24 protein-coding genes and 1 riboswitch are annotated in these 21,649 nt (G+C 65.2%); of the genes, 9 read left to right on the top strand and 15 right to left on the bottom strand.

Annotated features, from left to right (window positions below; translation table 11 throughout):
* Positions 1-59: 59 nt before the first annotated feature.
* The 3 genes from recN to LK542_RS20685 all read right to left on the bottom strand — a co-directional run bounded on the left by recN (position 60) and on the right by LK542_RS20685 (position 3,729).
* A complete protein-coding gene (gene recN / locus LK542_RS20695) occupies positions 60-1,724 on the bottom strand; it encodes a DNA repair protein RecN (RefSeq protein ID WP_227802011.1) in 1,665 nt (554 codons plus the stop codon).
* Positions 1,725-1,765: 41 nt separating this feature from the next.
* A complete protein-coding gene (locus LK542_RS20690; RefSeq protein ID WP_227813407.1) occupies positions 1,766-2,677 on the bottom strand; it encodes an NAD kinase in 912 nt (303 codons plus the stop codon).
* Between the two features lie 134 nt (positions 2,678-2,811).
* A complete protein-coding gene (locus LK542_RS20685; RefSeq protein WP_227813406.1) occupies positions 2,812-3,729 on the bottom strand; it encodes a DUF3667 domain-containing protein in 918 nt (305 codons plus the stop codon).
* Between the two features lie 158 nt (positions 3,730-3,887).
* Here LK542_RS20685 and LK542_RS20680 point away from each other — a divergent pair, with 158 nt between their 5' ends.
* The 4 genes from LK542_RS20680 (at position 3,888) to ribB (ending at position 6,125) form a co-directional block, all read left to right on the top strand.
* Positions 3,888-4,208 carry a hypothetical protein gene (locus LK542_RS20680; RefSeq protein ID WP_227802014.1) on the top strand — a complete coding sequence of 107 codons (321 nt, stop codon included), beginning with the start codon at positions 3,888-3,890 and terminating at the stop codon, positions 4,206-4,208.
* Between the two features lie 11 nt (positions 4,209-4,219).
* Entirely contained in the window at positions 4,220-4,651 is a 432-nt protein-coding gene (locus LK542_RS20675) for an OsmC family protein (RefSeq protein WP_227813405.1), read from the top strand.
* Between the two features lie 99 nt (positions 4,652-4,750).
* Complete coding sequence (gene gloA / locus LK542_RS20670; protein ID WP_227802016.1) at positions 4,751-5,164, top strand: lactoylglutathione lyase; 414 nt, start codon at positions 4,751-4,753, stop codon at positions 5,162-5,164.
* Positions 5,165-5,236: 72 nt separating this feature from the next.
* Positions 5,237-5,379: riboswitch (FMN riboswitch) on the top strand.
* 101 nt (positions 5,380-5,480) lie between these two features.
* Positions 5,481-6,125, top strand: coding sequence for a 3,4-dihydroxy-2-butanone-4-phosphate synthase (gene ribB / locus LK542_RS20665; RefSeq protein WP_227813404.1), 645 nt, complete (start codon positions 5,481-5,483; stop codon positions 6,123-6,125).
* Between the two features lie 171 nt (positions 6,126-6,296).
* On the opposite strand, the gene glf is transcribed toward ribB, so the two are convergent.
* From glf to LK542_RS20635, 6 genes are all read right to left on the bottom strand, one after another.
* A complete protein-coding gene (gene glf / locus LK542_RS20660) occupies positions 6,297-7,451 on the bottom strand; it encodes a UDP-galactopyranose mutase (protein ID WP_229521340.1) in 1,155 nt (384 codons plus the stop codon).
* A 258-nt stretch (positions 7,452-7,709) separates the two neighbouring features.
* A complete protein-coding gene (locus tag LK542_RS20655) occupies positions 7,710-9,071 on the bottom strand; it encodes a TolC family outer membrane protein (RefSeq protein WP_227802019.1) in 1,362 nt (453 codons plus the stop codon).
* Positions 9,072-9,109: 38 nt separating this feature from the next.
* Entirely contained in the window at positions 9,110-9,442 is a 333-nt protein-coding gene (locus tag LK542_RS20650) for a rhodanese-like domain-containing protein (protein WP_227802020.1), read from the bottom strand.
* A 7-nt stretch (positions 9,443-9,449) separates the two neighbouring features.
* On the bottom strand, positions 9,450-10,103 hold the full coding sequence (locus tag LK542_RS20645; RefSeq protein WP_227802021.1) for a protein-L-isoaspartate O-methyltransferase: 654 nt from the start codon (positions 10,101-10,103) through the stop codon (positions 9,450-9,452).
* A 161-nt stretch (positions 10,104-10,264) separates the two neighbouring features.
* Positions 10,265-10,909 (bottom strand): TetR/AcrR family transcriptional regulator, encoded by a 645-nt coding sequence (locus LK542_RS20640; RefSeq protein WP_227813403.1) that lies wholly within the window; start codon positions 10,907-10,909, stop codon positions 10,265-10,267.
* 112 nt (positions 10,910-11,021) lie between these two features.
* A complete protein-coding gene (locus tag LK542_RS20635; RefSeq protein WP_227813402.1) occupies positions 11,022-11,912 on the bottom strand; it encodes an SDR family oxidoreductase in 891 nt (296 codons plus the stop codon).
* Between the two features lie 121 nt (positions 11,913-12,033).
* Between LK542_RS20635 and LK542_RS20630 the strand changes: the two genes are divergently transcribed.
* Positions 12,034-12,288 carry a YkgJ family cysteine cluster protein gene (locus LK542_RS20630; RefSeq protein ID WP_227802024.1) on the top strand — a complete coding sequence of 85 codons (255 nt, stop codon included), beginning with the start codon at positions 12,034-12,036 and terminating at the stop codon, positions 12,286-12,288.
* 10 nt (positions 12,289-12,298) lie between these two features.
* Here LK542_RS20630 and LK542_RS20625 read toward each other — a convergent pair whose 3' ends face one another.
* Both LK542_RS20625 and LK542_RS20620 read right to left on the bottom strand, forming a co-directional pair.
* The gene (locus LK542_RS20625; protein ID WP_227813401.1) at positions 12,299-12,508 is read right to left on the bottom strand and encodes a hypothetical protein; all 210 of its coding nucleotides are present in this window, start codon (positions 12,506-12,508) and stop codon (positions 12,299-12,301) included.
* Between the two features lie 90 nt (positions 12,509-12,598).
* Positions 12,599-13,009: a hypothetical protein gene (locus LK542_RS20620; protein WP_227813400.1), complete on the bottom strand. Its 411-nt coding sequence runs from the start codon at positions 13,007-13,009 to the stop codon at positions 12,599-12,601.
* 225 nt (positions 13,010-13,234) lie between these two features.
* Between LK542_RS20620 and LK542_RS20615 the strand changes: the two genes are divergently transcribed.
* The 3 genes from LK542_RS20615 to LK542_RS20605 are packed head-to-tail and all read left to right on the top strand — an operon-like array spanning position 13,235 to position 17,264.
* A complete protein-coding gene (locus tag LK542_RS20615; RefSeq protein ID WP_227802027.1) occupies positions 13,235-14,068 on the top strand; it encodes an undecaprenyl-diphosphate phosphatase in 834 nt (277 codons plus the stop codon).
* Positions 14,069-14,104: 36 nt separating this feature from the next.
* Positions 14,105-15,928 carry a DNA helicase RecQ gene (gene recQ, locus LK542_RS20610; RefSeq protein ID WP_227813399.1) on the top strand — a complete coding sequence of 608 codons (1,824 nt, stop codon included), beginning with the start codon at positions 14,105-14,107 and terminating at the stop codon, positions 15,926-15,928.
* A 34-nt stretch (positions 15,929-15,962) separates the two neighbouring features.
* Positions 15,963-17,264: a sugar MFS transporter gene (locus LK542_RS20605; protein ID WP_227813398.1), complete on the top strand. Its 1,302-nt coding sequence runs from the start codon at positions 15,963-15,965 to the stop codon at positions 17,262-17,264.
* 27 nt (positions 17,265-17,291) lie between these two features.
* Here the strand turns inward: LK542_RS20605 and trmB are convergent, their stop codons facing one another.
* Complete coding sequence (gene trmB, locus LK542_RS20600; RefSeq protein ID WP_227802098.1) at positions 17,292-17,972, bottom strand: tRNA (guanosine(46)-N7)-methyltransferase TrmB; 681 nt, start codon at positions 17,970-17,972, stop codon at positions 17,292-17,294.
* A 159-nt stretch (positions 17,973-18,131) separates the two neighbouring features.
* Here trmB and LK542_RS20595 point away from each other — a divergent pair, with 159 nt between their 5' ends.
* The gene (locus tag LK542_RS20595; RefSeq protein ID WP_227813397.1) at positions 18,132-19,247 is read left to right on the top strand and encodes a succinylglutamate desuccinylase/aspartoacylase family protein; all 1,116 of its coding nucleotides are present in this window, start codon (positions 18,132-18,134) and stop codon (positions 19,245-19,247) included.
* Positions 19,248-19,259: 12 nt separating this feature from the next.
* On the opposite strand, the gene LK542_RS20590 is transcribed toward LK542_RS20595, so the two are convergent.
* The 3 genes from LK542_RS20590 to LK542_RS20580 are packed head-to-tail and all read right to left on the bottom strand — an operon-like array spanning position 19,260 to position 21,577.
* Entirely contained in the window at positions 19,260-19,952 is a 693-nt protein-coding gene (locus tag LK542_RS20590) for a lysozyme inhibitor LprI family protein (protein ID WP_227813396.1), read from the bottom strand.
* Between the two features lie 42 nt (positions 19,953-19,994).
* Positions 19,995-20,666, bottom strand: a complete 672-nt coding sequence (locus LK542_RS20585) for a DUF6064 family protein (RefSeq protein ID WP_227813395.1) — start codon at positions 20,664-20,666, stop codon at positions 19,995-19,997.
* Entirely contained in the window at positions 20,663-21,577 is a 915-nt protein-coding gene (locus LK542_RS20580) for an aldo/keto reductase (protein ID WP_227813394.1), read from the bottom strand. Before LK542_RS20580 ends, LK542_RS20585 begins: the two co-directional genes overlap by 4 nt.
* Positions 21,578-21,649: the final 72 nt, after the last annotated feature.

Below are 21,649 nucleotides of genomic sequence, written 5' to 3'. Positions count from 1 at the left end.
GCGTCTCTTCATGCGTGATTGGAACGCGCGGTCGGCAAAGCCGACCACCCTACAAAGCGTCACGACGCCAGCAGCTCCCGCGCATGCTTGCGCGTCGTCTCCGTGATCTCGATCCCGCCCAGCATGCGCGCCACCTCCTCCACCCGCGCCCGGGTGTCGAGTACGTCGATGCGCGATACTGTGCGGCCTTCGCTGGTGGTGCCCTTCGCCACCTGGAAGTGCTGGTTGGCTTGACTGGCCACCTGCGGCAGGTGGGTCACGCACAGCACCTGGCGCGCCTGGCCCAGGCGCTTGAGCAGGCGCCCCACCACTTCGGCGACGCCGCCGCCGATGCCGGTGTCGACCTCGTCGAAGATCAGGGTCGGGGTGATGGTGGCGCTGGCGGTGATCACGGCGATCGCGAGCGAGATGCGCGCCAGTTCGCCGCCCGAGGCCACCTTGGCCAGCGGCCGCGCCGCCACGCCGGCGTGGCCGGCCACCAGGAATTCGACCTGCTCCAGGCCGTGCGCGCCCGGCTCGCCCTCGGTCAGCGCCACCTCGAAGCGGCCGCCGCTCATGCTCAGGTCCTGCATCGCCCCGGTCACGGCCGAGCCCAGCATCGCCGCCGCCGCCCCGCGCCGGTGCGAGACGCGCTGCGCCACTTCCATGTAGGCTTCCCTGGCCTTCTCTTCCTGCTTGCGCAGGCCGTCGATGTCGCTGGCGTCGGCCAGCTGCTGCAGGCGGGTCTTGAGTGCGGCGTGTTCTTCGTGCAGCTCTTCGGGCGTGGTGCGGTACTTGCGCGCCGCGCTGTGCAGCGCCTCCATGCGCGCGTCCACCTCGCGCAGGCGGTCCGGGTCGAGTTCGACCTTGTCGATGTAGTTGTTGAGCGCGTACACGGCTTCCTGCAGCTGGATGCGGGCCGGCTCCATGCAGTCGAGCACCGCCTGCAGCTGGCTGTCGACGTCCACCAGCTTGCCCAGTTTCGCATTCAGCGAGGACAGCTGCGACAAGATCGGATGGTCGGCTTCGGAGATGGCCTGCAGCGCTTCCTGCGCGCCCTCCAGCAGGCTGGCCGCATGCGACAGGCGGCTATGCTCGTTGCTGATCTCGGCCCACTCGCCCGCCTTCGGCGCCAGCTTGTCGAGTTCAGTCACCTGCCATTCCAGGCGCTCGCGCTCGAGCAGCACGTTGCGCGCATCGTTCTCGAATTCCTCGCGCTGGCGCACCAGGGCGCGCCAGGCCTTCCAGGCCGCGGCGGTGGCATGCACGTCTTCCTGCGCGCTGGTGTCGCGCACCGCGCTCTGGTTGTCGAGCAGGGCGCGCTGGGCATCGAGCTTGAGCAGCGACTGGTGCGCGTGCTGGCCGTGGATGTCGACCAGCATGTCGCCCAGCTCGCGCAGCTGCGCGGCGGTGGCGGTGATGCCGTTGATCCAGGCCTTGGAGCGGCCGGCGTTGTCGATCACGCGGCGCATCAGGGCCACGCCTTCGTCATTCGGGAATTCGTTCTCCAGCAGCCAGGAGGAGGCCGGCGAGGTCAGCGCGAATTCGGCGGTGACGTCGGCCTTGGCCGCGCCTTCGCGCACCATGCTCGCGTCGCCGCGTCCGCCCAGCGCCAGTTGCAGCGCGTCGATCAGGATCGACTTGCCGGCGCCGGTCTCGCCGGTGAACACCGTGAAGCCATGTGCGAACTCGAGTTCGATGGCGTCGACAATGACGAAGTCACGGATGGTAAGTGTGCGCAGCATGAAAAATCGGGTCTCCTGGTTTTACTCTGCTTTTGACGCGATTACGTCAATTTGCCTTCGTTGGTCGGGTATTCGTTCCAGTGCAGCTTTTCGCGCAGCGTATGGTAATAGCTCCAGCCCTGCGGGTGCAGGAAGGTGATCGTGTGCGGCGAGCGCGAGATGACGATGCGGTCGCCCAGCTGCAGGCTGGTGAAGGTCTGCATGTCGAAGTTGACGCTGATGTCGCGCCCGGCCACCAGTTCGACCACGATCTCGCTCGACTCGGGCACCACGATCGGCCGGTTCGACAGCGCATGCGGCGCGATCGGCACCAGCACGACGCCCTGCACGCGCGGATGCAGCAGGGGGCCGCCGGCCGACAGCGCGTAGGCGGTGGAGCCGGTGGGCGTCGAGACGATCAGGCCGTCCGCGCGCTGGTTGTACATGAATTCGCCGTCCACGGTGAGCTTGAGCTCGACCATGCCGGCGCCGGTGCCGCGCGCCACCACCACGTCGTTGAAGGCGACGCTGCAGAAGATCTCCTGGTCGTCGCGCACCACGCGCGCCTGCAGCAGGGTGCGCTCTTCCTTGCGCGCCTGGCCCTGCAGGATCTCGTGCAGCGCCGGCACCATGCGCTCGAGCGGGATGTCGGTGATGAAGCCGAGGCGCCCCGAGTTGATGCCGATGAGCGGGATGTCGTACTTGGCAAGCTGGCGCGCGATGCCGAGCATGGTGCCGTCGCCGCCCATGACCACGGCGTAGCCGGCCTGCTCGCCGATCTCGGCCACCGACATGGCGTCGGCCGCGTCGATGCCGAGGGCGTTCAGGTAGGCGGCGGTATCGGCCTCGAACACCACGCGGTAGCCCGCCCCGGCCAGGAAATCGGTGAGCTGCCGGGCCGGATCTTCGATGCCGGGGGTGTTCTGCCGCACCACGAGCGCGATGATTTCTTGCTTTTCAGGCGACACTGACATGGTCTGGAGCGGTTGGGTAAGGACTTGCGAGATTAACCGATTATCCCTGCGGCTGCCACTTCAGCCCCTGCGCACGCCCGGATAAGACTGTACAAATAAACAGTATAAGGGCGGCGCCCACTCGGGGGCAAGTATCAGCCCATCAGGGCCTGCCCCACGGCCACGATGATGGCCAGGACGATGCTCAGGAGGTGCAGCGTCATCAGGACCACCCAGCGCAAGCCGGTGATGAGACGCCCGCCGCCGTAGACGCGGCGCATGGCGGTCGGCAGGTAGAAGGCCAGCCACACGGTCAGCAGGAAGCGGATGAAGTCCCAGCTGCCCGGCACCAGGATCGTGATGCTCAGCATGAAGAAGGCAAAGGCATTCGTGTGCAGCGCGAACAGGAAGTGCTCGCCGTAGCGCCGGCCCGAGCCCAGGTACAGCAGTTTCAGGTAGCCGGCGAACAGCGGCATCAGGGCGAAGATCGCGTACGGGGCGTAGCCGAAGAAGGCGCGCTTGACGGCATCTTGCTGCGCCGCGACCGGCTGGTCCAGGAACTTGTCGACCTTCTTGCCAAGCAGCGGATTGATCGAGGCCGTCCAGGCGACGAAGCGCTCCTGGGTATCCGCCCAGGTATCGGCCTGCTCCCGCGTGGCCGCGCCCAGCGCGGTGTCATGCGTGGGCCCGGCGCTTGCCGGCGCGGTGACGGCGGGACGCTCGATGGTGGTCTCGGGATCGAACAGTTCGGCGCCGCTGAACTTGACCAGGGCGAAGAAGATGATGCTGAAGCTCAGGTACAGGCGCAGGGGTTCGAGGTAGCGCACGCGCCGGCCCTCGATGTATTCGCGGCTGAGGAAACCCGGCTTGAACAGCAGCAGCGCCAGCGACTTCCACAGCTTGCCTTCCAGCGCCACGTAGTGCGCAAGGAACTCGTGCAGGAACTCACGCGCGCTGGGCACGTGCAGGTGGGCCGCCTGGCCGCACTGGTGGCAGTAGTTGCCCTGGGTAGTGGCGCCGCAGTTCTTGCAGATGTCGGCGTCGTGGAGAGTGGCGAGTGCGTCGGTGGTCACAGGTAGATCCGGCTGAGTCGTTCCAGCCCTCATGTTAGCTGTTCAATTGCAAAAAAGCATCTCGGATTATCACACTTGCATTGCTGCCGCACCAATTGCGCGACTGCTTCATCTGGCCGGGGTTAGGATTCAGTCAACTGCAATAGAAGGAGGCCATCATGGTGACCGAAACCAAAGACCGCTTCGTGAACACGAAGAAGCCGATCGAAAACGACGGCATGAAACGCCAGCCGCACGAGCGCGACGAGAGCCCGGACGCGCAGGACCAGGAACCGCGCGGCATCATCAAGCAGGCCGCCGAGGACATGGCGCAAGGGCTGGTGAACACCGACATGTACGGGACCAACGGCGAAGGCGACCTGGACCGTGCAGTCGAACCCGCTCCCGGCGCCACCGGACAGGCAAACCCGCAACCCGACCGCCACCGGTCGATGACCCGCCACGACTCCGTCGATTCGGAGCCGGGCAAGAACCGATAAGGAAGAATGCAATGACCATCAAGCGTAACGGCAGCGCCGTCTGGAGCGGCGGCCTGAAGGACGGCAAGGGCGCCGTCTCGACCGGGAGCGGCGTGCTGAAGGATAGCCAGTACGGCTTCAACACCCGCTTCGAGGACGGCCCGGGCACCAACCCGGAAGAACTGATCGGCGCGGCCCACGCGGGCTGCTTCACGATGGCGCTGTCCGGCCAGCTGGGCCAGGCCGGCATGACGGCCGAGGAACTGCGCACCACCGCCACCGTCTCGATGGAAAAGGTCGAAGGCGGCTTCTCGATCACCGCCGTGCACCTCGACCTCGTCGCGAAGATCCCTGGCGCCAGCCAGGAAGCCTTCGACAAGGCCGCCAACACCGCCAAGGAAAACTGCCCGGTGTCGAAGCTGCTCAACGCGAACATCACGATGACCTCGCGCCTGGAAAACTGAAGCGCATACGGACACTGCCGCGATTGGGCGGTGTCCGGCACGAATCGCGGCCAACGCATAAAATGGCCGCTTTCCGTTTCATCCAGAAGGACATCCACAATGCGCTTCCTGCACACCATGCTCCGCGTCGGCAACCTCGAGCGTTCCATCGACTTCTACACCAATGTGCTCGGCATGAAGCTGCTGCGCACCAGCGACAACCCCGAGTACAAATACAAGCTCGCCTTCCTCGGCTACGGCAGCAACCCGGAGCACGCCGAACTCGAGCTGACCTACAACTACGGCGTCGAGAGCTATGACATGGGCACGGCCTACGGCCACATCGCCCTCTCCACCGAAGACATCTACGCCACCTGCGACAGCGTGCGCAAGTTAGGGGGCAACATCACGCGCGAGCCGGGCCCGGTCAAGGGCGGCACCACCGTGATCGCCTTCATCACCGACCCGGACGGCTACAAGGTCGAGCTCATCGAGCGCAAGGACAATGCCGCCGGCGCTGGGCTGAGCAGCTAAATCTCCCCTGCCCGGCAAGCTCTGCCGGGCGCTGCTACAATCGCCTGGCCTGGCTGTCAGGCAACAATCTAAATACGTCTTCGGGGCGGGGTGCAATTCCCCACCGGCGGTATGGCCTGTAATGGGCCGAGCCCGCGAGCGCCTGCGTGAGCAGGGTCAGCAGACCTGGTGAGAAGCCAGGGCCGACGGTATAGTCCGGATGAAAGAAGATGTGCGCTGTCACGCGCTGTTCCCGCCGCTTTTTGCGCAGGGACCGGCGCGCGCTTTGCTTTGCCCTGATGCGTTTTTCGCCAACTTACTGCGAGGAGCGTTTCACATGTTAGTCACCACCACCCACTCCCTCACCAGCACCGACCTGGAAGGCCGCATCAGCGCCGCCCTGGAAGCCACGCGCTTGGGAATTCCCGTCATCCTGCTCGACGATTTCGACCGCGAGAACGAGGCCGACCTGATCGTCGCAGCCGAAAAACTGAGCGTCGAGACGATGGCCTTGATGATCCGCGAATGCAGCGGCATCGTGTGCCTGTGCTTATCAAGCGACAAGGTACGCACCCTGGAGTTGCCGCCGATGGCCGCGGAGAACGGCAGCCGCTACGGCACGCCTTTCACCGTGTCGATCGAGGCGCGCCATGGCGTGTCGACCGGCGTATCAGCGGCGGACCGCGTCACCACCATTCGCACCGCGATCGCAGCCCACGCCAAGCCGGAAGACCTGGTGCGGCCGGGTCACGTGTTCCCGCTGCGCGCCACACCGGGCGGCGTGCTGGCGCGCGCCGGCCACACCGAAGGCTCGGTCGACCTGGCCATCATGGCGGGGCTGGAACCGGCCGCCGTGCTGTGCGAGCTGATGAATCCTGACGGGACGATGATGCGCGGGGAGCAGATCGAGGAGTTCGCCGCCCTGCACGGCTTCCCGATCCTGACGATCGCGGAGATGATCGAGTGGCGTAAAACCCGTTAAACCGTAGGGTGGGCGGGGTGTTTTAGGCCAGTGGCCTAAAACACGAACGCCCACCCGGTCAACGTACGTATATGAGCCACGGAGGAAACGTGAACTGACCGCGTGGGCAGGAAACCTGCCCACCCTACAAAAGCGATGACGTCGCGTATCCCGGAACGTCATCCAAACGCGTTACGCCAGCGGATCGATCACGAACGCCGGCATGCGCTGGTTGTTCGTCGCGCATTCCAGGAACTTGTCGGCGGTCGACAGTGCCTCGTTGATGGTGACGTCCATGTCCAGGTAGCGGTAAGTGCCGAGGCGACCGACGAAGGTCACGTTCGGCTCCTCGCGCGCCACGTTCACGTAGCGTTCCAGCTGCTGCTTGTCGCGCGCCTGGCGGATCGGGTAGTACGGGATGTCCTTCTCTTCGCACTGGCGGCTGTATTCCTTGTACATCAGCGTCTTCTCGTGCTTTTCCCACGGCGAGAAGTGCTTGTGCTCGGTGATGCGGGTGTAGGGCTGACTGTCGTCGCAGTAGTTGATGACGGCATTGCCCTGGTAGTCGCCGGTGTCGCGGAACACTTCGAAGTCCAGCGTGCGGTACGGCAGGCGGCCTTCGGTGTGCTTGAACCAGGCGTCGATCGGGCCGCTATAGAACACGTGCGCGTAGTCGCCCTTGTTGGCCGGGTCGAAGGTGGTGTTCAGGTGCACGGTGACGCCCGGCACGTCGAGGATCTTCTCGACCAGCGCGGTGTAGCCGTCTTCCGGCATGCCTTGGTACTTGTGTGCGAAGTAGTTGTCGTCGTAGTTGAAGCGCACCGGCAGGCGCTTGAGGATGCTGGCCGGCAGTTCGGTCGGCTGCATGCCCCACTGCTTGACGGTATAGGTCTTGAAGAAGGCTTCGTACAGTTCCTTGCCGACAAAGCGCAGCGCCTGGTCTTCGAAGGTGACCGGGTTCTCGATCGACTTGTCGCCCAGCGAGGCCAGGAATTCCTGGGCTTCGGCCGGACGGAAGGTCTTGCCGAAGAACTGGTTGATGGTGAGCAGGTTGATCGGCAGCGTGTACACGCTGTTGTTGGTGATCGCCTTGACCCGGTTCACATAGGGCATGAAGCGGCTGTAGCGGTTCACGTATTCCCAGACGCGCTCGATGTCGGTGTGGAAGATGTGCGGACCGTAGATGTGCACCATCACGCCGGTCTCGGCGTCGCGTTCGGAGTGGCAGTTGCCTGCGATGTGAGGGCGCGATTCGAAGATCTCGACTTGGTAGCCAGCCTCTGCCAGCTGGCGTGCAATGACGGCTCCGGAAAAACCGGCGCCGACAATCGCGATATTCTTTTGCATGTTATTTATCCTTAGGAATGAGAATTCATGACTCCGGGGGCACCAGCAGCTGGCGGGCTCGGCCGGCCAGCCATTCAGGGAGCGTTTAACGTTGTCAGTTTATCAGTTTTGCAAAAAAATCCGCCGGTTTGAGACTTGTCGTGCGTCAACTATTTTGTCGTCAAATCAATGAGTTAGGTAGAGCTCTAAAAGTAAAAAGCCCGGACGCAAAGTCCGGGCTTTTTACATTCTGCGCTGCAGGACAAGCCTGCGCGGCAATTACTTTTCCAGCAGGGCGTTCACCGCTGCCAGGTCCGATTCGCGCAGCGAACCCGAGGCGGCTTTCAGGCGCAGGCCGTTCAGGATCGTGTCGTAGCGGGCACGCGACAGGTCGGTGCGGGTCGAGTACAGCTGGCGCTGCGCGTTCAGCACGTCGATGTTGATGCGCACGCCCACCTGGTAACCCAGCTTGTTCGATTCCAGCGCCGACTGGCTCGATACTTCGGCCGCTTCCAGCGCCTTAACCTGGGCCATGCCGCTGTTCACGCCGAGGTAGGCCTGGCGCGCCTGCAGGGCGGCCTGGCGGCGGGTCGCTTCCAGGTCGTTGCGCGCCTTGTCTTCCAGCGCGATGGTTTCGCGCACGCGGCTGGTGACGCCGAAGCCGTTGAAGATCGGGACGCTGAACTGGACGCCGATGCCGTTATTCCGGTTCACGCCCGAGACATTGTTCACGCGGCCGCTGGTGTCCTGGCGCGAGCTGCTGGCCACCAGGTCCAGGGTCGGGTAATGGCCGGCGCGGGTCTTCGAGATCTCGCGCTTGGCGACTTCGACCGCCAGCTGCTGCACGGTCACGCCGTAGTTCTGGCTTTCGGCGGCCGACACCCACGGGTCGGGATTGGCCGGCGACGGCGCGGTCAGGGCGATGCCGGCCTTGAGCGGCGCCAAGTTGGTCGGCTCGGTGCCGATGATGGCCTGCAGGGTGTTGCGCTTGTTGTCGAGGTCGTTCACGGCCGCGAATTCCTGGGCGATCACCAGGTCATAGGCAGCCTGTGCTTCGTGGGTGTCGGTGATGGTCTGGGTGCCGACTTCGAAGTTGCGCTTGGCCGATGCCAGCTGCTCGGTCACCGCGGTCTTCTGGGCGCGGGTCGACTCCAGCTTGTCCTGGGCTGCCAGCACGTCGAAATAGGCTTGCGCCACGCGGGTGATCAGCTCCTGCTGGGCCTGGGCGAACTGCGCTTCCGCGATGGCCTGCTGGAGCTTGCTCTGCTGGTAGGTTTCCCAGCGGTCCCAGCGGAACAGCGGCTGGGTCAGGCCGATCGTGTACTCGGTGGTGCGCTCGTTGGTGCCGGTACCGAGCACGCGGGTCTGCCCACCGCTGGCGTTGGGGACCAGCTGGCCCTCGTTCCAGGGCGAACCGTCACGGTCGTTCTTGACGCTGCTGCCGGTGATGCCGATGGTCGGGAGAAGTCCTGCACGCCCCTGCGCGATCCGTTCCCGGCCGGCGGCGGCCGACGCACGCGCGCTGGCGAAGTTCGCGTCGTTGGCCAGTGCCTGCTGGTACACCTGGATCAAATCGGCCGCGCTGGCATTGAGCGAAAAGAGAGCGCTGGCAACCAGCACGGCAAGAAGGGGTTTCTGCATCACATTCTCCACAGGAGTCATCAAAGTTAGGAAGCAGTTCAATACTTCGGCATCGAAGGATCGACCTGTACGGCCCAGGCGTGTATCCCGCCCGTCAAATTCGTTACGTTGTCAAACCCGTTACGTTCCAGGAAGCTCGCTACCTGCATGCTGCGCGCTCCGTGGTGGCAGATGCACACGATTTCGCGGTCATCCGGCAGTTCGCCGGCGCGGATCGGCACCAGGTGCATCGGGATCTGGGTCGAGCCTGCGATGTGGCAGGTCTCGAATTCCCAGTTCTCGCGCACGTCCAGCAGCAGGGGCTGCTCGGCTGCCCCGGCTTCAGCCTGGGCCAGCCGGGCGGCCAGCTCCGGTGCGGTCAAGTGCTGCATCGCGGCCTCAGAACTGGAAGCGCGACGGCGCCTGGGCGCCCGTCAGCGGTTTGACATTGGTCTCGAACAGCTTGACCGTGTCGTAGCCCGTTTCCGAGGTGCGGGTGACGATGTTGAAGCTCATCGCCGGCGCATCGCCCAGGATCAGGCCCAGGCGGCCACCTACTTTCACCTGCTTCAGCAGGGCTTCCGGCAGGACCGGCAGGCCGGCCGAGACGACGATCACGTCGTAGGGCGCGCCCTTGTCCCAGCCGCCGGCGCCATTGCCTTCTTCGACCGTCACGTTGCTCACGCCGGCGCGCGCCAGGTTCTCGCGCGCCAGTTTCGCGGCTTCCGGCTGGATTTCCACGGTGGTCACCTGGCGCGCCTTATGCGCCAGCAATGCCGCCATGTAGCCCGAACCGGTGCCGATTTCGAGGACGTTCTCATGCTTCTTGATCGCCAGTTCCTGCACGATGCGCGCTTCGACCTTCGGGTTGAACATCGCTTCACCGCCCGGCAGCGGGATCTCGACGTCGGCAAACGCCAGGTTCTGGTACGCGGCCGGCACGAACTGTTCGCGCTTGACGACATGCAGCATGTCCAGTACGTCCTGGTCGAGCACGTTCCACGGACGGATCTGCTGTTCGATCATGTTGAAGCGGGCTTGTTCGATATTCATTTGGATTCTCGGTGGAAAATAAATAATCCGATATTTTATCGTTGAACGGCCTCAGGACGCACATCTTAGCGATGGGCTGCCCGAGACCAGGGGAAATTGCGACAGTCTGCAGTTTAGAGGGGTTGAACGCCAAAAAAATGGCGCGTTGTCGCAAACGCAGCTCAGGCTGTGTGGGGAATCAGGCCGTGCAGGCTAACGTCCAGCAGATGTTCGAGGAAAACCTGGGGTTGCAGTTCGGCGCAGTCGCAGGGCGCCACGGCCGAGTGCTTCCATACGTTGAGCATCATCATCGGCGCAATCAGGACCCGGGTCATCTGCTCGATGTCGAAACGACGGAACTCGCCGCGGTCGACGCCACGCTCGAGGATGCTGGAAATCATGCGGACGGTGCGGCTCATGACCTCTTCGCGGTAGAACTTCGCCAGTTCCGGGAAATTGACCGCTTCGGCGAGCATCAGCTTGCCCAGGCCGGAAGCCTTGCTCTGGCCGATCTGGCGCGACCAGGTCATGACCACCTCGCGCAGCAGGTCGGCGCTGTGGCCGTGGAATTCGGCGACCGACAGCTCGGCCTGGCCGAGGAAAGGCAGGATGCTCTCGCGCACTACAGCCTTGAACAATTCTTCCTTGTTGGTGTAATACAGGTAGAGCGTGCCCTTTGACACGCCGGCGCGGCGCGCGACGTCTTCCAGCCGGGTAGCGGCGAAGCCACGTTCGACGAACAGTTCAATAGCGGCAGCAAGGAGCTCCTGGGGACGGGCATCCTTTCGGCGTTCCCACCGCGGCTTGCTGTCGAGTGGACATTCCATGTTTCTGCCTGACAACTGAAGAACCATAGAATATAGACGTGGCTTTCAGAGCAGTCAAGCAATCGTTGTGGCACCGAAACTGTCAATATAAACAGGTATTTACGCTATTTGCTCAACTCATACCCGGGCCGTAAATACGGCCGTTGGCGCGCGAAGTGTACAAGGCGCCGTCGGGGTTGCGCGGCGGGACGTCGCGCTGTTGGCGCGGCACCTGGAACACCGCCAGGCGGTCGACCACGCCGGGAACCAGTTTCTCCAGCATGACATCGAGCTCGGCCATCATGCCGACCCGCACCGTGCGCATCGGGACCACCGCCGCATGCAGGATCGCCGCCGCCACCTCGTGCGGGTCGACCTGGGGCCCGGGCAGTTTCGGTTCGCGGTCCATGTAGTTGCGCGCATGCTGGGGCAGCGGCGTGTCGACGGCGGTCGGCTCGATCAGGGTGATCGAGACCGGCGCCCCGTCCATGTGCTCGACCTCGATGCGCAGCGCATCGGTAAAGCCTTTCACCGCGTGCTTGCTGGCCGAGTACATGCCCTGCATCGGAATCGCCACCTCGGAGGCCTCGCTGCCGAGGTTGATCAGGGCCCCGCCCTGGCGGTTCAAGTGCGGCAGCGCCACCAGCGAGCCGTGCACCATGCCCCAGAAATTGATGTCGAACAGTCGCCGGCTGTCTTCTTCCGACACCTGGTCCAGGCGTCCGTAGATGGTGCCGCCGGCATTGTTGATCCAGGTGTCGATGCGGCCGAAACGCGCGATCGCGACTTCGGCGATGCGCTCCACGTCGGCGCGCACGGACACGTCGGCCACCACGGCAACGGCGTCGAAACCGTCGTCCACCAGTCCCTGCACCACGGCCTCGAGCACGTCGGCGCCGCGCGCGGCCAGCACCAGCTGCGCGCCCTGTTTTGCCGCTTCCTGGGCGGTGGCCAGGCCGATGCCGCTCGATGCACCGGTGATGACGAGGACCTGGCGGTTCAGGGGTTTGAGGGGACTGGACATGGGGTCTCCTGCTGACGATGTGGATGTCTGCAAGCTAGCAGGAAAACGGCGGGCGACGCGCCCGCTTCAGGCGCGGCGGCGGTATACTTGCCCCCTTCCTTCCCGCTTTGATCCTATTCCCATGCAGTGCAGAGACAACTGCGGCGCCTGCTGCACCGCCCCGTCGATTACCAGTCCGATTCCCGGCATGCCGGAGGGAAAGCCAGCCGGCGTGCGCTGCGTGCAGCTGGGTGAGGACAACCGTTGCCGCATCTTCGGCCGGCCGGAACGCCCTGCCTTCTGCGGCGGCCTGCAGCCCTCGCTGGAGATGTGCGGCTCCAGCCGCGAACAGGCGATCCGCTGGCTGGACGACCTGGAACGCGCCACCATGCCCTGAGCCGGGGCTGTCAAGGCTCCTCCTCGGCCTCGCCGCCCTCGGGCGTCAAGACCTTGAAACGCTTTTTCTTCCTTTTGATGACGGTCGCGTCCTCGACCGCCGGCTTGGTGGGCGGCGGCGGGGCGACCGGCAAGGGGAAGCCGAGGAAGGCCATCACGAGGAAGATCGGCAGCAGTCCAAAGAACAGTGGCCGCCGCCAGTTCAGTTTCTCTTTGAGCATGGCCAGCACATATTGCCGAGCTGGCAAATCACAAGGGCGTACCCTTACCCGCTCAGGGTAATGTGCGATGTCTGGCTGCGCAGCCGCTTCTCAGGCAGCGACCGGCTTGCCGCGCGCCTGTTGCACGCGCTGGAACAGCCCGCCCAGCGTCAGGCCGTCGTGCCAGATTTCCTCGAGCATCAGGCCGTATTTGTCGCGCAATTCCTTCGCCAGCGTCTCGATCTCCCGCGCATCCGGCACCCGGCGCACCGGTTTCACCGCGCGGCAGATGCCGAGTACTTCGTCGTCGGGACGGAAATGCAGCTTCTCGCTTTCGCGGAAGGCAAACGCGGACACGACGACGGACAGGAAATCGCGGATGTCTTTCCGCGAGGCAGTAGGGAATGTGCTGCGCCAGGCCCGGCCCTGGCAGGGACGGTAACGCAAGGAAGTTGGGCTTTGCCAACCGTGAAATGCTGCCCAGGCGAGCGCAGCAAGAATCAGGACAACAAAGATACTCATGCAATCGAGTGAAGAATACTCATGCGCTTGAGTGTAGCACGCGTTTGCGCGGATGGCGCACGAGAGAATTTCGCTGTCATGCCCATGAGCTAACCCTGCGGCAAGCTTGGCGCGGTACAATCTTGGACCGGACACGACGGGCGACGTTGCCTGTTGTGATCATGTTAAGCTTCGACCCCGCCGTACTCCCGTCACTCTCCCTCAGCCGAACTGAATAACGCGTACATGGATATTCTTCTCGCCGTCAAGGCGATCATCATGGGCCTGGTCGAAGGCTTCACCGAATTCCTTCCGATTTCTTCCACCGGCCACCTGATCCTGGCAGGCAGCCTGCTCAATTTCACCGGCGAAAAGGTCAAGGTCTTCGAGATCGCCATCCAGGCCGGCGCCATGCTGGCCGTGATCTGGGAATACCGCCAGCGCATCGGCGCCGTCCTCGCCGGCCTCGGCTCGGATCCGAAGCAGCAACAATTCGTCCTCAAGCTGATCGTCGCGTTCATGCCGGCGGCCGTGCTCGGCTTCCTGTTCAACAAGGCGATCAAGGCCGAGCTGTTCGCGCCGGTGCCGGTGGCCACCGCCTTCATCGTGGGCGGCCTCGTGATCCTGTGGGTCGAACGCCGCCATACCGGCAAGGACCGCGTGGCGCGCGTCGAGACCGTGGACGAGATGAGCACCCTGGACGCGCTGAAGGTGGGCATTGCCCAGGCCTTCGCCCTGATCCCGGGCACCAGCCGCTCGGGCGCGACCATCATCGGCGGCATGCTGTTCGGCCTGTCGCGCAAGGCCGCGACCGAATTCTCCTTCTTCCTGGCGATCCCGACCCTGCTGTCGGCCACCGTGTACTCGGTGGTCAAGGAGCGCCACCTGCTGTCGATGGCCGACCTGCCGATGTTCGGCCTGGGCGGCCTGGCGGCGTTCGCCTCGGCCTTCCTGTGCGTGCGCTGGCTCCTGCGCTACATCAGCACGCACGACTTCACGATCTTCGCCTGGTACCGTATCGTATTCGGTATCGTCGTTCTCGTGACCGCGCACTTCAACCTGGTGACCTGGGCGGAATAACACAACACCAGGCAAACCTGTAGAAACACGTTCAGCATGACTTCCGACATTGGCGCGCGCGCCCTCCACGTCCTCGAGACGGTCTTCGGCTATCCCGCCTTCCGCGGGCAGCAGGCCGAGATCGTCGAGCACGTGGCCAGCGGTGGCGACGCACTCGTCCTGATGCCCACCGGCGGCGGCAAGTCGCTGTGCTACCAGATCCCGGCGCTGCTGCGCGACGGGGTGGGCGTGGTCATCTCGCCGCTGATCGCACTGATGCAGGACCAGGTCGACGCGCTGGAAGAAGTCGGCGTGCGCGCCGCCTTCCTCAACTCGACCCAGACCTTCGAGGAAACCCTGCGCATCGAGCGCCTGGTGCGCAATGGCGAGATCGACCTGGTCTACGTGGCGCCAGAGCGCCTGCTCACCCAGCGCTGCCTGGAACTGATCGACGCCTCGCCGATCGCGCTGTTCGCCATCGACGAAGCGCACTGCGTGTCGCAGTGGGGCCACGACTTCCGGCCGGAATACATCCGCCTGTCGGTGCTGCACGAGCGCTATCCGGGCATCCCGCGCATCGCCCTCACCGCCACCGCCGACCAGCAGACCCGCGCCGAGATCGCGCACCGCCTGCAGCTCGACGACGCGCGCCAGTTCGTGTCGTCCTTCGACCGCCCGAACATCCGCTACTCCATTGTCGAGAAGACCACCGGCCGCAAGCAGCTGATCGACTTCATCAGCAGCGAACACCCGCAGGATTCCGGCATCGTCTACTGCCTGTCGCGCAAAAAAGTCGAGGAGACCGCCGACTTCCTGTGCCAGCACGGCATTCGCGCCCTGCCCTACCACGCCGGCATGGAGCACAGCGTGCGCGCCGCCAACCAGTCGCGCTTCCTCCGCGAAGACAATATCGTGATGGTGGCCACCATCGCTTTCGGCATGGGCATCGACAAGCCGGACGTGCGCTACGTCTGCCACCTCGACCTCCCGAAGAGCATCGAGGGCTACTACCAGGAGACCGGCCGCGCCGGCCGCGACGGCATGCCGGCCAGCGCCTGGATGGCCTATGGTTTGCAGGATGTGGTGCTGCAGCGCCGGATGATCGACGAATCCGAGGCCGACGAGACCTTCAAGCGCGTGCTGTCGATGAAGCTCGACGCCATGCTGGGCCTGTGCGAGACGCTGAGCTGCCGGCGCATGCGCCTGCTCGACTACTTCGGCGAGCGCTCCGGCCCCTGCGGCAACTGCGATACCTGCCTGATCCCGCCGATCCAGGTGGACGGCACGGTGCCGATGCAAAAGCTGCTGTCGGCGATCTACCGGGTCGACCAGCGCTTCGCCGCCGGCCATGTGATCGACGTGCTGCGCGGCGCGCAGACGGAACGCATCACCCAGTGGCACCACGACAAGCTGACCGTCTACGGCGTCGGCGCCGACCGCTCCGAGCAGGAATGGCGCGCCATCGTGCGCCAGGCGATCGCGCTCGGCTTCGTCACCGTGGACCACGACGCCTTCAGCTCGCTCAAGCTCACCGACGCCGCCCGTCCCGTACTCAAGGGCGAGCAGAAGGTGCAGCTGCGCCAGTACCAGAAGCCGGTCAAGGCCAAGCGCCCCTCGTCCTCGCGCAGCGGCGGCTACGAGGAAATGGAACTGTCGCGTTCCGAGCAGCAGATCTTCGAGCGCCTTCGCTCCTGGCGCATGGGCACCGCGCGCGAGCACGGCGTGCCGGCCTACGTGGTATTCCAGGACGCCACCCTGCGCGAGATCGCCAAGGTCAAGCCGTCTTCGATCGACGCATTGCGCGGGGTGTCCGGCGTCGGCGAAAAGAAGCTGGTGTCCTACGGCGATGAAATTGTCGCCATCATCAATGAGATGATGTAAGGTCTAAGGTTGAATCCGTTCAACCTCAGACACCATGTCCATCCCCACTCCCACCAGCACCACCGCCGCGCCTTCCAAGGACGGCGCCCAGGCCCAGGTCCCGCAGAATGCGGCCAGCCTGCAGACCTTCGTGTTCGCCCTGTTCTTCGTCTTCGGCGGCATCACCAGCCTGAACGACGTCATCATCCCCAAGCTGAAGGACCTGTTCACGCTCAGCTACGCCCAGGCGATGCTGGTGCAGTCGGCCTTCTTCGCCGCCTACTTCTTCGTCTCGATTCCGGCCGCCGCCATCGTGCAGCGCATCGGCTACATGCGTTCGGCCGTGGTGGGCCTCCTGACGATGGCGGCCGGCTGCCTGCTGTTCATCCCGGCCTCGTACTCGGGCATGTTCATTACCTTCCTGCTGGCGCTGTTCGTGCTGGCCTCGGGCATCACCATCGTGCAGGTGGTGGCCAACCCCTTGATCTCGATGCTGGGCAAGCCGCAGACGGCGTCCAGCCGCCTGACCTTTGCCCAGGCTTTCAATTCGCTCGGCACCACGGTCTTCCCCTACGTCGGCGCAATCCTGATCCTGGGTTCGCTGGCGACGGTCGACGTTTCGACCTTGAGCGGCGCAGCGCTCGACGCCTACCGCCAGGAAGAAACGCGTGTCGTCGTGAACACCTACATCGGCCTGGCGATCGCGCTGGCGCTGCTGGGCGGCGCGGTGTGGATCAACCGCCGCAAGCTGGTGGAAACAGCGGCGCCCTCGGAAAACATCCTGCACGCCTTCGACCTGCTCAAGCAGCCGCGCTTTGCGCTCGGCGCGCTGTGCATCTTCCTGTACGTCGGCGCCGAAGTGGCGATCGGCTCGGTCATCGTGAACTACCTGATGGAGTCGCACGTGATGGGGCTGGGGGCGGAGGAAGCCGGCAAGCACGTGCCGCTGTACTGGGGCGGCGCGATGGTCGGCCGCTTCATCGGCGCGGCGCTGCTGCGCATGTTCTCGCCAGGGAAAGTGCTCGCTTTCGCGGCAGCGGTGACGATCACGCTGCTGCTGGTGTCCGCGAACACCACCGGCGCCGTATCCGGCTGGTCGCTGCTGGCCATCGGCCTGTTCAACTCGATCATGTTCCCGACCATCTTCACGCTGGCTTGCGAAGGCCTGGGTGCGCGCACGGCGGAAGGTTCGGGCGTGATCTGCGTGGCGATCGTGGGTGGGGCCATCGTGCCCCTGCTCATGGGCTTCGCGGCCGACATGGCGGGGCTGAAGATGTCGCTGATCGTGCCGGCCGTGTGCTATGCCGTGATCGTGTATTTCGGGCTGTACGCGCGCCGTCCGCACGGCGCCCAATGAAAAAACGCGCCCTGCGGCGCGTTAGCTTTACTTCTTGGTGAACACCAGGTCCCAGACCCCGTGGCCGAGTTTCAGGCCACGGTTCTCGAACTTGGTCAGCGGCCGGTATGCCGGCTGCGGCGCATAGCCTTCGGCCGTGTTCTGGAGCAGGGGCTCGTTGCCCAGCACTTCCAGCATCTGCACCGCGTAGTCTTCCCAGTCGGTGGCGCAGTGGATGTAGCCGCCGGGGGCCAGCTTGTCGCACAGGACCTTCACGAAGGGCGACTGGATCAGGCGGCGCTTGTTGTGGCGCGCCTTGTGCCACGGGTCCGGGAAGAACACGTGCACGCCGGCGAGCGAACCGTCCGCGATCATGTGGTTCAATACCTCGACCACGTCGTGCTGGATCAGGCGCAGGTTGGTGATGCCCTGCTCGCCGATCTGCTTGAGCAGGCTGCCCACGCCCGGCGTGTGCACTTCGACGCCGATGAAATCCTTTTCCGGCATCAGGCGCGCGATGTGCGCGGTGGTGTCGCCCATGCCGAAGCCGATCTCCAGGATCACCGGCGCCTTGCGGCCAAAGGCCTGCTCCAGGTCGAGGAATTCCTTCCTGTAGTCGATCAGGTATTGGGGACCGAGCTCCTCCAGCGCGCGCGCCTGCGCGGTCGACAGCCGGCCGGCCCGCGTGACGAAGCTGCGGATGCGGTGTTCGGTCGGGTCGTACAGCATGGAACGCGCCGGGCCGTTGGTAGGCTTTTCTTCAGACATGGGGATCGGTAATGAGGGAAAAAAACGGCTGTCATTATAGCCCAGGCGGCGCGTGCGAAGTCCGTCAGCAGAATCGCGCATAATCGTGCTTTCGCCACTGCCGCGTACCGGAGCCCTTCCATGCATTCCCTGAAACACCCGATCGCCGTCGACGAGAACGTCGCCACCGCCCACCTGACCTCGTTCCACTACGGCAGTCCGGGCAGCGGCAAGAAGGTCTATATCCAGGCCGCCGTCCATGCCGACGAGGTGCCGGCGATGCTGGTGGCGCACGTGCTGCGCCAGGAACTGGAACGCCTCGAGGCCGAAGGCCGGATCAAGGGCGAAGTCATCCTGGTCCCGGCCGCCAACCCGATCGGGCTGTCCCAGGTCGTGCACGGCACGCCCTTCGGACGCTACGACCTCAAGTCGGGCACCAACTTCAACCGCGCCTACAAGCACGTCGCCGACGAGCTGAAGAAGTCGCTCGAGGGCCGGCTCGGCAGCGATATCGACGCCAACGTCGCCTTGATCCGCGAGGAAGCACGCAAGCATGTCGCCAGCTGGGAACCGAAGGACGACACCGAGACCCTGAAGAAGACCCTGCTCTCGATGGCGATCGACGCCGACATCGTGCTCGACCTGCACTGCGATAACGAGGCGCTGCTGCACATGTACACCGGCACCCCGCTGGTCGAGACGGTGGCGCCGCTGACCGCCCTGCTGGGCGCGCGCGTGCTGCTGGTGGCCAAGGCCTCGGGCGGCGAAGCTTTCGATGAAGCCTGCAGCCGCCTGTGGTGGGACCTGGCCGACCATTTCGAGGGAACCGCGATCCCGCCCGCCTGCGCCGCCGTCACGGTCGAGCTGCGCGGCGAGAACGACGTGCGCTACGACTACGCGCGCCTGGACGCGGCTGCCCTGCTCCAGTACCTGGGCCACTCCGGCGTGCTCGACATCGAGCTGGCGCCGCTGCCGGAAACCCCGTGCCGGGCGACGCCCCTGAACGCGGTCGAACCCCTGTCGGCGCCCCATGCGGGCGTGCTGGTGTTTCACAAGCGGCTGGGCGAGCTGGTCGAAGCGGGCGAACCAGTGGCCGACATCGTCAACCCGGTCAGCGGCCAGGTGACGACCCTCTCGGCTGGGCACCCCGGGCTGCTGTTCGCCAGCACGGCGCACCGCCACCTGCTGCGTGGCATGCACGTCTGCAAGATCGCCGGGACCGAGTCCTTCCGCAGCGGCGACCTGCTGAGCGCCTGAGCGCTTGCTGGCTCAGGGGGCCAGCTTCTGGCCGAGGATATCTGTCAGGTACAGATAGGCGCCTTGCCCGTCGTCCTTCACCACGCCCTGCCAGTGCCCCGCAGGCTGCTGGGCACACAGGAAGTCCTTTTCCTGGTCGGGCATGCTGCTGAACCGAACAGGGAAGCGGGTCTTCCCCGGTTGACCGACCAGCTCGGCCACGGTGCGCGGGCCGGTCCTGTCGTGGCAGGCGCCCAGATCCATCCAGCCGAATACCGCGACCGGCTTGCCGACATAGGCACGGCTGAACTGGCGCAGATAGCCGGGGTCGACGAAGCGGTAGGTGCCCGCCAGCGACGAAAAATCGCATCCCTGCCTGACCGCGCCCAGGTCGTGCAAGCGCTTATCCATGCGCTCACCCAGGCAGGCGGCCAGCTTGCCGCTGGGACCCAGCGCGCCTTCACCATTGCGGCAATCCCAGCGCTCGCGTAACCAGAACGTTTGTCCCTGCGCCAGCAGCGCCTTGTTGGCCGGGCATTGCTGCCCGAGCGTGGCCAGGCGCTGCGAGATGGCCCGGTCCTTTGCCAGCAAGTCCTGATGCGCGCAGATCGCCTGCTCGATGTCGCTGCGCGCCAGGGTGCAGTCGATGGTCGCGGCGGCGGCCATTCCCGGCAGGGCGAGAACGGCAGAGAAAACCAGCAGCAATGGCGTGCGACGTGGCGTCATGGGGTGGCCCTTCTCGAGGTAGCGGTCATGATAGCGCGGCATTCAGACCGAAAACGCACGCTTTCTCACGGCACTGGACCAGATGCCCGCTGCCAGTGCCAGCAGACCGCCCGCCAGCGGCATCCAGGCCGTCCGCACATGGAGTTCGGCCAGTGTGGCGCTGCTCACCGCGCACCACAACAGCGGCAACACCCAGAGCAGCCATGGCGCGCGCCAGCACAGCAGGGCGCCGAATGTGGCCAGCGCGGTGGGATCGGGCGCGATAGCGAAGGTCTCGGCCTGCCACCAGCTGCGTCCGGCCAACGCAGCCAGCACGGGATAGGCCAGCGCCAGCAGCATGCAGAGCGATCCGAATCCTGCGGGCAGCCCGGCGGCCGGGACCCTGCTCCCGTACTTCAGCGCCGCCCATGCCAGCAGCAGCGCCTGCACCAGGAATCCGGCCGCAAAATACGGGGCGCCGGTGTTGATATCGGCATAGCGCTCCAGGTGGTAGGCCCAGCCGGTCCACAGCCAGGCCAGGGCCAGCAGCGCAAACGCGATCCTGGCACCGGCGCTGCGCGGACGCAGCATGCAGGCCAGGATCGCGGCCCCCGCACCCAGAGCCAGCAGGTGCAGCGGCCACCACTCGCGATTCATCAGTTCGAACTGGCGGTAATAGGTCCGTGCCGAGAACATCAGGAAGTCCGACAGCGAATAGGTCCACCACTCGCTCATGACAGCCTTTCGACATCCTGGACGATGCGGCGGCGCAGCGCCTCGTCCGGCAGCGGTCCGGTCGCCGCCAGCAGGTTCTCGCGCACGTGGACCACGCTCGACGTAGCAGGAATGGCGCAGGTTACCGCCGGGTGCGCGATGATGAACTTGAGCAGAGCCTGGGCCCAGCTGCGGCAGCCGATGTCGGCAGCCCAGCCGGGCAGGCGCTTGCCCGCCAGCGCCTGCGTCAGGTCGCCCTGGCGGAACGGCCGATTGACGATCACGCCGATGCGGCGCTCGCGCGCCAGCGGCAGGATGCGCTGCTCCACCTCGCGGTCGAGCGGGTTGTAGGAGATCTGCACGAAGTCGATCGGCTGGCTGGCCATGATTTTCTCGATCTCGCCATGGCGCCGCCCTTCGGACGTCGTGATGCCGACGTAGCGCAGCTTGCCCTCGCGCTTCATCCGCAGCAGCATCGGCAGGTGGGCTTCCCAGGCCAGCAGGTTATGCACCTGCAGCAGGTCGAAGCGCGGAATCCGCCACAGGCGGCGCGAGGCTTCAAGCTGGGCCGGGCCCTGCGCGCCTTCGCCGATCCACACCTTGTCGGCCGCGAACAGCCGCCCGGGCTTGAGCCTGGCGATGGCTTCGCCGATCACGTCCTGGGCCGAGCCGTACATGGGCGAGGAATCGATCAGCCGTCCGCCGCCGGCGAAGAACTGGCGCATCACCTCGCCGCATTCGGCGCGCGCGCCGGGGTCGCGCCCGACGTTGAAGGTGATCCAGCTGCCCAGGCCGACCAGCGGGATCTGCTCGCCGGACGAGGGAATCGCGCGCGTGAGCAAGGGGCCCTGTGCGTGGGCAAGATGAGGTAGCGCGGGCAACGCCAGCAGCGAAGCAAGCAGGCGGCGGCGCGAGCGGGACACGTGGGGCATGCGGGCGCTCCTTGTCGGATAGCAGGACTAGGATGCGAGCATAGCGCGCCGCCGTTCCACGCGGCGCACCAG

Source organism: Massilia sp. IC2-477, assembly GCF_020707265.1.
Lineage (GTDB): Bacteria > Pseudomonadota > Gammaproteobacteria > Burkholderiales > Burkholderiaceae_D > Telluria.
The sequence above is the reverse complement of the archived record's forward strand: the minus strand, read 5'-3'. Positions and strand labels throughout refer to the sequence as shown.

What these genes read in the sequence shown, in the direction of transcription:
- LK542_RS20680 (WP_227802014.1), top strand. Translation starts at nt 3,888, where the DNA reads ATGGTGACCGAAACCAAAGACCGCTTCGTGAACACGAAGAAGCCGATC.
- LK542_RS20595 (WP_227813397.1), top strand. Translation starts at nt 18,132, where the DNA reads ATGCATTCCCTGAAACACCCGATCGCCGTCGACGAGAACGTCGCCACC.
- LK542_RS20615 (WP_227802027.1), top strand. Translation starts at nt 13,235, where the DNA reads ATGGATATTCTTCTCGCCGTCAAGGCGATCATCATGGGCCTGGTCGAA.
- LK542_RS20605 (WP_227813398.1), top strand. Translation starts at nt 15,963, where the DNA reads ATGTCCATCCCCACTCCCACCAGCACCACCGCCGCGCCTTCCAAGGAC.
- LK542_RS20640 (WP_227813403.1), bottom strand. Translation starts at nt 10,909, where the DNA reads ATGGAATGTCCACTCGACAGCAAGCCGCGGTGGGAACGCCGAAAGGAT.
- glf (WP_229521340.1), bottom strand. Translation starts at nt 7,451, where the DNA reads ATGCAAAAGAATATCGCGATTGTCGGCGCCGGTTTTTCCGGAGCCGTC.
- LK542_RS20645 (WP_227802021.1), bottom strand. Translation starts at nt 10,103, where the DNA reads ATGAATATCGAACAAGCCCGCTTCAACATGATCGAACAGCAGATCCGT.
- LK542_RS20655 (WP_227802019.1), bottom strand. Translation starts at nt 9,071, where the DNA reads ATGCAGAAACCCCTTCTTGCCGTGCTGGTTGCCAGCGCTCTCTTTTCG.
- LK542_RS20580 (WP_227813394.1), bottom strand. Translation starts at nt 21,577, where the DNA reads ATGCCCCACGTGTCCCGCTCGCGCCGCCGCCTGCTTGCTTCGCTGCTG.
- LK542_RS20650 (WP_227802020.1), bottom strand. Translation starts at nt 9,442, where the DNA reads ATGCAGCACTTGACCGCACCGGAGCTGGCCGCCCGGCTGGCCCAGGCT.
- LK542_RS20620 (WP_227813400.1), bottom strand. Translation starts at nt 13,009, where the DNA reads ATGAGTATCTTTGTTGTCCTGATTCTTGCTGCGCTCGCCTGGGCAGCA.
- LK542_RS20675 (WP_227813405.1), top strand. Translation starts at nt 4,220, where the DNA reads ATGACCATCAAGCGTAACGGCAGCGCCGTCTGGAGCGGCGGCCTGAAG.
- LK542_RS20635 (WP_227813402.1), bottom strand. Translation starts at nt 11,912, where the DNA reads ATGTCCAGTCCCCTCAAACCCCTGAACCGCCAGGTCCTCGTCATCACC.
- recN (WP_227802011.1), bottom strand. Translation starts at nt 1,724, where the DNA reads ATGCTGCGCACACTTACCATCCGTGACTTCGTCATTGTCGACGCCATC.
- gloA (WP_227802016.1), top strand. Translation starts at nt 4,751, where the DNA reads ATGCGCTTCCTGCACACCATGCTCCGCGTCGGCAACCTCGAGCGTTCC.
- ribB (WP_227813404.1), top strand. Translation starts at nt 5,481, where the DNA reads ATGTTAGTCACCACCACCCACTCCCTCACCAGCACCGACCTGGAAGGC.
- LK542_RS20590 (WP_227813396.1), bottom strand. Translation starts at nt 19,952, where the DNA reads ATGACGCCACGTCGCACGCCATTGCTGCTGGTTTTCTCTGCCGTTCTC.
- LK542_RS20690 (WP_227813407.1), bottom strand. Translation starts at nt 2,677, where the DNA reads ATGTCAGTGTCGCCTGAAAAGCAAGAAATCATCGCGCTCGTGGTGCGG.
- recQ (WP_227813399.1), top strand. Translation starts at nt 14,105, where the DNA reads ATGACTTCCGACATTGGCGCGCGCGCCCTCCACGTCCTCGAGACGGTC.
- LK542_RS20585 (WP_227813395.1), bottom strand. Translation starts at nt 20,666, where the DNA reads ATGAGCGAGTGGTGGACCTATTCGCTGTCGGACTTCCTGATGTTCTCG.
- LK542_RS20625 (WP_227813401.1), bottom strand. Translation starts at nt 12,508, where the DNA reads ATGCTCAAAGAGAAACTGAACTGGCGGCGGCCACTGTTCTTTGGACTG.
- LK542_RS20630 (WP_227802024.1), top strand. Translation starts at nt 12,034, where the DNA reads ATGCAGTGCAGAGACAACTGCGGCGCCTGCTGCACCGCCCCGTCGATT.
- trmB (WP_227802098.1), bottom strand. Translation starts at nt 17,972, where the DNA reads ATGCTGTACGACCCGACCGAACACCGCATCCGCAGCTTCGTCACGCGG.